The organism is Pseudomonas sp. P4_C4, assembly GCF_056402055.1.
This window is the reverse complement of record NZ_JBFUID010000111.1, coordinates 1-9,432: the sequence shown is the minus strand read 5'-3', so window position 1 is coordinate 9,432 and position 9,432 is coordinate 1. Positions and strand designations below refer to the sequence as shown.

Below are 9,432 nucleotides of genomic sequence, written 5' to 3'. Positions count from 1 at the left end.
AAAATCAAAATCAAAATCAAAAGATCGCAGCCTTCGGCAGCTCCTACAGGGAATTGGGTTTGTACCGGGCATAAAAAAGGGCTCCTTTAAAGGAGCCCTTGGGCCGGAGCCCGCCGTCCGGATGGGACGCGCATGGTTAACTCGGTACAAAATCAGATTGTCGTGTCGGAGTGTTGTGCCCTGTAATTAGCCGACGGCGTGAAGTTCGTTGAGTTTGTGGATTCCCGCAGTGCCGGTCATACCGTCCCAGTTGTCGCCGCGTCCTTCTCGCCAGCCGTTGATCCAGGCTTGACGTACCGACGGTAGAGTAAAGGGGCAAAGCTCACGGGATTTACCACCAACGCCATATTGATATCCGCGCAAAAATGCTCTTTCCAACGGATCACGCTTAAGTCTTCTCATAGGGTGTTGCCCTCACTTGTTGACTGTATTTATCGCGTCGACCTCAATTGAGGTCTGGCAGAAAACTCTGCCGTTGGGGGCTCGTTGCCGGCGTGACGAGCCAAGGTGTTGGCGTCATTGCAGCGCCAACCTGTATTGAGTTCTAACCAATGCGTCACATCGAGGGAATGATCGTTTTGTCATAAGGACGTAACTGTTCATGTGCTAACGCCATAAGTAACAGAGCGTTTGTAGCGTATTTATTGGCCAAACCCCGGTATGATCGGCCCTGCGCTGGATGATGGGCTTAATCCTTTAGTGAGAATGGCTCCCGTTGCCGGGAAGCACTATTCGACGAAGGGTCGACTTATGACATTTTGTTGCATCAACTTTTTTATCTGTCCTTGCATCTAAGCTCATTTAACCCGGGCAGCAGGGGTGGAACGGCACACCTTCGTGCCACGCGGGCGCTCTTCGAGAAAAGCGCCTGATTGAAAACCGGACCGGCAATGCGTTGCCCGGTCACTCAGCTAAAGGTTCTGGAATTCCCATGTCCGATCGTTTCGAACTCTTCCTCACTTGCCCAAAAGGCCTTGAAGGCCTGCTCATCGAGGAAGCCGTCGGGCTTGGCCTTGAGGAAGCGCGGGAGCACACCTCTGCCGTGCGCGGCATGGCCACCATGGAAACCGCTTATCGCCTGTGCCTGTGGTCGCGCCTGGCCAACCGCGTGCTGCTGGTGCTCAAGCGTTTTCCGATGAAGGACGCCGAAGACCTGTACCACGGCGTGCTGGACATCGAGTGGCAAGACCACATGCTCAATGACGGCACCCTGGCCGTCGAATTCAGCGGTCATGGCTCGGGCATCGACAACACTCACTTCGGTGCGCTGAAGGTCAAGGACGCCATCGTCGACAAGCTGCGTACTCCGCAAGGCGACCGTCCGTCCATCGACAAGCTCAACCCGGACCTGCGCATTCACCTGCGCCTGGACCGTGGCGAAGCCATTCTGTCCCTTGACCTGTCCGGCCACAGCCTGCACCAGCGCGGCTATCGCCTGCAGCAAGGCGCGGCACCGCTGAAGGAAAACCTCGCGGCCGCCATCCTGATCCGTTCCGGCTGGCCACGTATCGCGGCCGAAGGCGGCGCGCTGGCCGACCCGATGTGCGGTGTCGGTACCTTCCTGGTGGAAGCGGCGATGATCGCCGCCGACATCGCGCCGAACCTGCGTCGCGAGCAGTGGGGCTTCACCGCCTGGCTCGGTCACGTCCCGGCGCTGTGGAAAAAACTGCACGAAGAAGCTTCCGAACGTGCAGCGGCCGGCCTGGCCAAAACACCATTGTGGATTCGCGGCTATGAAGCCGATCCACGGCTGATCCAACCGGGTCGTAACAACGTCGAGCGTGCCGGCCTGAGCGAGTGGATCAAAATCTACCAGGGTGAGGTCGCGACTTTCGAGCCGCGCCCGGACCAGAACCAGAAAGGCCTGGTGATCTGCAACCCTCCATACGGCGAGCGTCTGGGTGACGAGGCGAGCCTGCTCTACCTCTACCAGAACCTCGGCGAGCGCCTGCGTCAGGCCTGCCTGAACTGGGAGGCGGCGGTGTTCACCGGTGCGCCGGACCTGGGCAAGCGCATGGGGATCCGCAGCCACAAGCAGTATTCGTTCTGGAACGGCGCCTTGCCGTGCAAGCTGCTGCTGATCAAGGTGCTGCCGGATCAGTTCGTCACCGGCGAGCGTCGTACTCCGGAACAGCGCCAGGTCGAGCGTGAGCAAGCTGCCTACGATCAGGCGCCGAACGAACCGCAAGAACGCAAGTTCAACAAAAACGGCAACCCGATCAAACCGACGCCGGCACCGGCTCCGGTGATCGAGCAGCCGCGCCTGAGCGAAGGCGGGCAGATGTTCGCCAACCGCCTGCAAAAGAACCTCAAGACCCTGGGCAAGTGGGTCAAGCGTGAAGGCATCGACTGCTACCGCGTGTACGATGCCGACATGCCGGAATACTCCATGGCCATCGACCTGTATCAGGATTGGGTCCACGTCCAGGAGTACGCCGCGCCGAAATCCATCGATCCGGAAAAAGCCTCGGGGCGCATGTTCGATGCCCTGGCAGCCATCCCGCAGGCGTTGAACATCGACAAGAGCCGCGTGGTGGTAAAACGCCGCGAGCGTCAGAGCGGCACCAGGCAGTACGAGCGCCAGGCGGCGCAGGGCAAGTTCGTCGAGGTCAATGAAGGCGGCGTGAAGCTGCTGGTGAACCTCACCGACTACCTCGACACCGGTCTGTTCCTCGACCATCGGCCGATGCGCATGCGTATCCAGAAAGAGGCGGCGGGCAAACGCTTCCTCAATCTGTTCTGCTACACCGCGACGGCCAGTGTGCATGCGGCCAAGGGCGGCGCGCGCAGCACCACCAGTGTCGACCTGTCGAAAACCTATCTGGACTGGGCGCGGCGCAACCTGTCGCTGAACGGTTTTTCCGACAAGAACCGCCTGGAGCAGGGCGATGTGATGGCGTGGCTCGAAGCCAGTCGTGACGAGTACGACCTGATCTTCATCGATCCGCCGACGTTCTCCAACTCCAAGCGCATGGAAGGTGTCTTCGACGTGCAGCGCGACCAGGTGCAACTGATCGACCTGGCCATGGCGCGACTGGCGCCCGGCGGCGTGTTGTACTTCTCCAACAACTTCCGCAAGTTCGAACTGGAAGCCAATCTCGGCGAGCGTTATGCGGTCGAGGACATCACTGCCCAGACCATCGATCCGGATTTTTCCCGCAACGCCAAGATCCATCGCGCCTGGAAAATCATGGCTCGCTAAATAGCTGTGTTGATTCACTGTAGGAGCGAGCTCTGCTCGCGATGGTCGATAACGATAACGCGTGCCTTCTGGAGTCACGCGGTACTCTTGCTACCATCGCGAGCACTCGAGCGTCGACCGGCTGCTCCTACAGGATCCCATCAGTGCTGGTCAAATTAGTGGCTAATAGCTATAACTCAACTCAAGGCCAAAGGGCTTTCCCGCACCTGGCGTTTTGAGTTGTGTTCTATGTCGTTGCACGCCGTGCGCCCCAAGATCCTGGGTTTTATCAGCGAAGATGCGTCGGCCTGGTTGGTCGCGCTGCTGGTATTGCTGGTCGGCGGGGTGCTCACCGGGTTGCTGGCGTGGTCGACACTTAATCTGTTTCACCATCAATTGCGGCAACGTTTCCAACTGCTGGCCAGTGAACGTTACAGCCGTATCGAAGAGCGTTTCGAAGATCAGGAGCAGCGCCTCGACGGTCTGCGCCGGTTTTTCGCCAATTCCGATTCGGTGTCCCGAGCGGAATTCGACGGCTACACCCGACCTTTGCTCCTGCGAACCCAGGCTTATTCCTATGCCGAACGGATCACTCGTGACGAGCGGTCGGCGTTTGAGGGGCGAGTGCGTGACGAAGGCTTGAGCAGCTTCACTCTGAGAGAGCTCAACGCCGACGGCCAATTGCAACTGGCCGGCGAGCGAGATGAGTACGTAGCGGTCCTGTATAGCCAGACGCAAAGCAGACTCGGTTCTCCCCTCGGCTACGACTTGCTGGCCCAGCCGTTGCGGCGTGCCACGCTCGATCGGGCCGATCAGCGTGGTGGCATGGCGGTGTCGCAACCGATGCAACTGGTGAGTATCGAGCCGGCTTATGCGCGAGGCGTGCTGCTGGTCGCGCCGGTCACGCAACATAACAGTCAGGAACACAAAGCCACGAAACCCTACGGTTATGTCATGGCAGTGATCAGCATGCGCCAGTTGCTGGCGGACGGACTGCCGGAAGCGAGCCGTGACTTTCTCTCGGTGCGCATCCTCGATTTGTCGACCGACGAGCAGCACGAGGTGCTGTTCGAGTCGGCCAACCCGCCGGCTGTCAGCGAGTTGTCCGCCACGCGCCTGTTGCGCATGGCCGACCATGACTATCAAGTCGATATCCAGCCCAGCGACGCGTTCGTGCAGGCCAACCATTCCTCCGTGACCAGTCTGGTGGTGTTGGGTGGTTTGCTCAGCGTGTTGCTCAGTGCCTTGCTGTATGTGCTGGTCAGTCAGCGGCAACGGGCGCTGAAACTGGTCGAGCAACGCACCCGGGAGCTGCGGGATCGAGAACAGGAGCTGCGTCGTACCCATGGTCAGTTGCGTGGCGTGCTGGATGCCGCTACCCAGGTTGCGATCATCGCCACCGACCTGCGTGGCGTCATTAGCACCTTCAACGCCGGTGCCGAGCAGATGCTCGGCTATACCAGCGCCGAGGTGGTGGGGCACATGACCCTGGAGAACCTGCACCTGCCCCGGGAACTGGTCGCTCGTTCGGCGGAGTTGAGCGCACGCTATGGCAAGCCGGTTCCAACCTGCCACGCGATGCTGGTCGAAGGCGAGGTGGAGGGCAACCACGAGGCGCGAGAGTGGACGCTGGTGCGCGGCGATGGCAGCCATTTGATGGTCAATATGCTCGCCACGCCAGTGCTCGACGAACAAGGCCTGTGGGTCGGGCACCTGGCGGTGTGCATCGACATCACCGAACGCAAACGGGTCCACGAGGCACTCGCGGCGCGGGACCTGTTGTTGAAGAAACTCAGCGCCCACGTGCCCGGTGGCATCTACCAGTTCAAGATGGAGTTCGACGGGCGATTCAGCGTGATCTACGCCAGCGACGGCATTCGCGAGATCTACGAGCTGGAACCTGACGTGCTGCTGCAAAATGCCGAGGCGATTTTCACCCGGATTCACCCTCAGGACACCACCCGGGTCCGCGCCTCGATTCGCGCCTCGGCCGACACCCTCAGCCCGTGGCGCGAGGAATACCGCGTGCAATTGCCGCAACGGGGTCTGCGTTGGGTGCGTGGCGAGGCCACGCCGGAGGAGCTGCCCGGTGGCGGCGTGCTGTGGCACGGCTACGTCTCGGACATTTCCGATATGAAGCGGGTGGAGGAAGAGTTGCGCGCGTTGTCGGTCACCGATTCGCTGACCGGTATCCACAACCGGCGCTATTTCCAGGAGCGCTTGACCACCGAAATGGCCCGGGTGGAGCGCGGCGGTGGGGATCTGTCGGTGATCATGCTCGATATCGACCATTTCAAGCGCATCAATGACCTGCATGGCCATGCCATCGGTGATCGGGTGTTGCAGGCAGTGTGCGAGCGGATCGGTCACCGGCTGCGTCGCACCGATGTGTTCTGCCGCCTGGGCGGTGAGGAGTTCATGGTGCTGTGCCCGGATATCAGCGGCGAACATGCCTACGTGTTGGCTCTGCAATTGTGGCAAGGCTTGCGCAGTTCACCCATTGAAGGTGTCGGTACGGTCACCGCCAGTTTCGGGATTGCCAGTTGGCGGGTCGGGGAGGGCGCCGATGCCTTGCTGTTGCGCGCGGATTCGGGGGTGTATGCGGCGAAGCAGGCGGGAAGGGATCGGGTTGAGGAGGAGATGAATTAACCGGGCTGTCCACTTCCCCTGTGGGAGCGAGCTTGCTCGCGATAGCGACAGTCCAGTCAGTATTAATGTGACTGACACTCCGCCATCGCGAGCAAGCTCGCTCCCACAGTGGATCTACTGTGTTCTTTAGGTCCGGTTACAACACCGAAGCCGTCTGCGGCATTTTCGGTTGGCGGTACAGGTCCAGCAGCACCTGATCGAGCACCGAAGAGGCGCCGAACGGGGCCTTGTCGTTGAGGATCGCCACCACCGCCCAGGTGTTGCCGTTGACGTCGCGACTGAAACCGGCAATCGCCCGCACAGTGTTCAGGGTGCCGGTCTTGACGTGGGCTTCACCGCGCATGGCAGTGGTCTTCAGGCGTTTGCGCATGGTGCCGTCGGTGCCGGCAATCGGCATCGAACTGATGTACTCGGCGGCATACGGGCTGTGCCACGCAGCTTCGAGCATCGAGGCCATTTCCCGGGCGCTGACGCGCTCGGCACGGGACAGGCCGGAGCCGTTCTCCATCACCAGGTGCGGCGCGGTGATGCCCTTTTTCGCCAGCCACTGACGCACGACACGCTGGGCGGCCTTGGCGTCGTCACCATCGGCATCGGTACGGAAGCGTTGACCGAGGCTCAGGAACAACTGCTGGGCCATGGTGTTGTTACTGTACTTGTTGATGTCGCGGATGATTTCCGCCAGGTCCGGCGAGAACGCCCGGGCCAGGACCTTGGCGTCTTTCGGTGTAGGCGCCAGCACATCCTTGCCCTGAATACTGCCACCCAGTTCCTTCCAGATTGCGCGGACGGCGCCAGCGGTGTAGGTCGCGTGGTCGAGCAGCGACAGGTAGGTCTGCGAGCTGCAGCCTTCACCCAGTTGGCCACCGACCGTCACGGTCACGCTGCCATCGGTCTGTGCCACCGGGTTGTAACGCACGCCACCAGTGCATTGCTTGGAATTGAGGGCCTTGACCTGATTGTCGATGCGGATGGTTGCAATCGGCGGTTCAACCGAGACCAGCACCTTGCCCGAATCATTGCGTGCGACAAAGCGCAGCGCCTTGAGGTTGACCAGCAGCGAGTCAGGTTTGACCAGGAACGGCTTGTTCTCGTCGTTACCGTCGTCATTGAACTCCGGCAGTTGCGGTTGTACGAAGAAGGTTTTATCCAGCACCAGGTCGCCGGTGACCTGGGTCACGCCGTTGGCACGCAGGTCGCGCATCAGCAGCCAGAGTTTTTCCATGTTCAACTTCGGATCGCCGCCACCCTTGAGGTAGAGGTTGCCGTTGAGAATGCCGCCACTCAAGGTGCCGTCGGTGTAGAACTCGGTTTTCCACTGGTGGTTCGGGCCGAGCATTTCCAGGGCCGCGTAGGTGGTGACCAGTTTCATGGTCGACGCCGGGTTGACCGACACGTCGGCATTGAACACCGTCGGGGTGCCGGGACCGGTGAGCGGGATCATCACCAGCGACAGGGCGTTGTCCTGCAACTTGCTGGCTTTCAGGGCTTTTTCAACGTTGGGCGACAACGCGGTATTGATTGGAGCGGCGGAAACGGAGAGGGCCAGTGGGAGAAGAAAACCGGCCAACAGCAATGGACGCAAAGATTTGATCATCTGAAATAAAACCCTACAGCCGAGGGGAAATAAGGTGAGGGCATGGAGATAAATTCCCTCAATGGTCATGAAAGTGTCGGCATTATGCCCCAAGGTGTCACCACTTGGGCCGTGCGTGGGCATTTGGATCGGCTATTTTTTTACCGACGGTAGGCGTGGTGGCCCAGAGAGTCAGGCAATCGGCGGCTTAAACTGCTAAAGTGCCGCCCGTTATTACTTAAGAGGATTGTTCCAATGGCGACTAACCGTTCCCAGCGTCTGCGCAAAAAACTGTGCGTCGATGAATTTCAAGAGCTGGGTTTCGAACTGAACCTGGATTTCAAAGAAGATTTGGCTGATGAAGCCATTGATGCTTTCCTCGATGCGTTCCTCAAAGAAGCCATGGAAGCCAACGGTCTGGGTTATGTTGGCGGCGACGACTACGGTCTGGTTTGCCTGCAGAAGCGTGGCTCGGTCAGCGCTGAACAGCGCGCTGCCGTTGAAGCCTGGCTCAAAGGCCGCACCGAGCTGACCAGCGTTGAAGTCAGCCCGTTGCTGGACGTCTGGTACCCGGAAAAGCCGATCAATCCGGTAGCTTGATGTTCTAAAAAAACGGCGACCCAAGGGTCGCCGTTTTTTTTGCTTTTTTTTGTAGGAGCGAGCTTGCTCGCGAAGGTCGTCAACGATAACGCTGGAAACCTGACACCCCGCAGTGCTCTCAGGTTCATCGTCGGAACGCCGCCCGGAGCAAGCTCGCTCCTACAGGGCCTTGCGCCAGTTCAGGATCAGCAGCGTCACCACCCCCGCGACAATCCCCCAGAACGCCGAACCGATGGAAAACAGCGTCAGCCCCGATGCCGTGACCATGAAGGTGATCAGCGCTGCTTCACGTTCCTTCACTTCGCTCATTGCGATGCTCAAGCCGTTGATGATCGAGCCGAACAGCGCCAGCGCCGCAATCGACAGCACCAGTTCCTTGGGCAGCGCGGCAAACAATGCTGCGAGCGTCGCGCCGAACACCCCGGCGATCCCGTAGAAAACCCCGCACCAGACTGCTGCGGTGTAGCGTTTGTGGCGATCCTCATGGGCGTGCGGTCCGGTGCAGATCGCCGCGCTGATCGCCGCCAGATTGATCCCGTGGGAACCGAACGGTGCCAGCAGCAAACTGGCGATGCCGGTGGTGGTGATCAGCGGCGAAGCGGGCACCGTGTAACCATCGGCGCGCAATACGGCGATGCCGGGCATGTTTTGTGAGGTCATGGCGACGACAAACAGCGGGATGCCGATGCTGATGGTCGCGGCCAGGGAGAAGTGCGGCGTGGTCCAGACCGGCGTGGCCACTTCCAGGTGGAAACCGCTGAAGTCCAGCAGCCCCATGAAGCCCGACAATGCCGTGCCGATCAGCAATGCAGCCAACACCGCATAGCGTGGCGACAGGCGCTTGACCACCAGATAAGTGACAAACATCCCCAGTACCAGGGCGGTGCGGTGTTGCGCTGCGACGAAAATCTCGCTGCCGATCTTGAACAGGATCCCCGCCAGCAGGGCGGCGGCCAGGGATGCGGGAATCTTTTTCATCAGCCGTTCGAAGCTGCCGGTCAGCCCGCAAATTGTCACCAGCACCGCGCAGGTGATGTAGGCGCCGATGGCTTCGCCGTAGCTCACGCCGCCCAGGCTGGTGATCAGCAGCGCGGCGCCGGGGGTCGACCAGGCAATGGTGATCGGCGTGCGATAGCGCAGGGACAGGCCAATCGAGCACACCGCCATGCCGATCGAGATGGCCCAGATCCACGAAGAAATCTGCCCGCTGCTTAGCCCTGCGGCTTGCCCGGCCTGGAACATCAGCACCAGGGAGCTGGTGTAACCGGTCATCATGGCGATGAAGCCAGCGACGATGGCCGAGGGCGAGGTGTCGGCCAAAGGGCGGAGCTGCGCGTGCGTGGCGTCGTTCATGACGGTGGTGTTCCTTCTACTAATGAAGATATTCCCTGTAGGAGCTGCCGAAGGCTGCGATCTTTTGATTTTT

The 9,432-nt window shown here is 60.2% G+C and carries 6 protein-coding genes; 3 read left to right on the top strand and 3 right to left on the bottom strand.

Annotation, left to right across the window (positions count from 1 at the left end):
* Nucleotides 1-186 precede the first annotated feature (186 nt).
* Complete coding sequence (rmf, locus tag AC1DXW_RS30425) at nucleotides 187-402, bottom strand: ribosome modulation factor (RefSeq protein ID WP_150745412.1); 216 nt, start codon at nucleotides 400-402, stop codon at nucleotides 187-189.
* Between the two features lie 529 nt (nucleotides 403-931).
* Between rmf and rlmKL the strand changes: the two genes are divergently transcribed.
* Together rlmKL and AC1DXW_RS30415 are read left to right on the top strand one after the other, a co-directional pair.
* A complete protein-coding gene (rlmKL, locus tag AC1DXW_RS30420; protein ID WP_477752614.1) occupies nucleotides 932-3,202 on the top strand; it encodes a bifunctional 23S rRNA (guanine(2069)-N(7))-methyltransferase RlmK/23S rRNA (guanine(2445)-N(2))-methyltransferase RlmL in 2,271 nt (756 codons plus the stop codon).
* 228 nt (nucleotides 3,203-3,430) lie between these two features.
* Nucleotides 3,431-5,830 carry a sensor domain-containing diguanylate cyclase gene (locus AC1DXW_RS30415; protein WP_477760863.1) on the top strand — a complete coding sequence of 800 codons (2,400 nt, stop codon included), beginning with the start codon at nucleotides 3,431-3,433 and terminating at the stop codon, nucleotides 5,828-5,830.
* A gap of 136 nt (nucleotides 5,831-5,966) precedes the next feature.
* On the opposite strand, the gene dacB is transcribed toward AC1DXW_RS30415, so the two are convergent.
* Nucleotides 5,967-7,427, bottom strand: coding sequence for a D-alanyl-D-alanine carboxypeptidase/D-alanyl-D-alanine endopeptidase (dacB, locus tag AC1DXW_RS30410; RefSeq protein ID WP_477752616.1), 1,461 nt, complete (start codon nucleotides 7,425-7,427; stop codon nucleotides 5,967-5,969).
* Between the two features lie 234 nt (nucleotides 7,428-7,661).
* Between dacB and AC1DXW_RS30405 the strand changes: the two genes are divergently transcribed.
* Nucleotides 7,662-8,006 carry a YggL family protein gene (locus AC1DXW_RS30405; protein WP_007971486.1) on the top strand — a complete coding sequence of 115 codons (345 nt, stop codon included), beginning with the start codon at nucleotides 7,662-7,664 and terminating at the stop codon, nucleotides 8,004-8,006.
* Between the two features lie 159 nt (nucleotides 8,007-8,165).
* On the opposite strand, the gene AC1DXW_RS30400 is transcribed toward AC1DXW_RS30405, so the two are convergent.
* Nucleotides 8,166-9,359 carry a benzoate/H(+) symporter BenE family transporter gene (locus AC1DXW_RS30400; RefSeq protein ID WP_477752617.1) on the bottom strand — a complete coding sequence of 398 codons (1,194 nt, stop codon included), beginning with the start codon at nucleotides 9,357-9,359 and terminating at the stop codon, nucleotides 8,166-8,168.
* Nucleotides 9,360-9,432 lie beyond the last annotated feature (73 nt).

Excerpts from the sequence above, each read along its gene's own strand:
- dacB (WP_477752616.1), bottom strand. The coding sequence starts at position 7,427 with ATGATCAAATCTTTGCGTCCATTGCTGTTGGCCGGTTTTCTTCTCCCA.
- AC1DXW_RS30415 (WP_477760863.1), top strand. The coding sequence starts at position 3,431 with ATGTCGTTGCACGCCGTGCGCCCCAAGATCCTGGGTTTTATCAGCGAA.
- rlmKL (WP_477752614.1), top strand. The coding sequence starts at position 932 with ATGTCCGATCGTTTCGAACTCTTCCTCACTTGCCCAAAAGGCCTTGAA.
- AC1DXW_RS30400 (WP_477752617.1), bottom strand. The coding sequence starts at position 9,359 with ATGAACGACGCCACGCACGCGCAGCTCCGCCCTTTGGCCGACACCTCG.
- rmf (WP_150745412.1), bottom strand. The coding sequence starts at position 402 with ATGAGAAGACTTAAGCGTGATCCGTTGGAAAGAGCATTTTTGCGCGGA.
- AC1DXW_RS30405 (WP_007971486.1), top strand. The coding sequence starts at position 7,662 with ATGGCGACTAACCGTTCCCAGCGTCTGCGCAAAAAACTGTGCGTCGAT.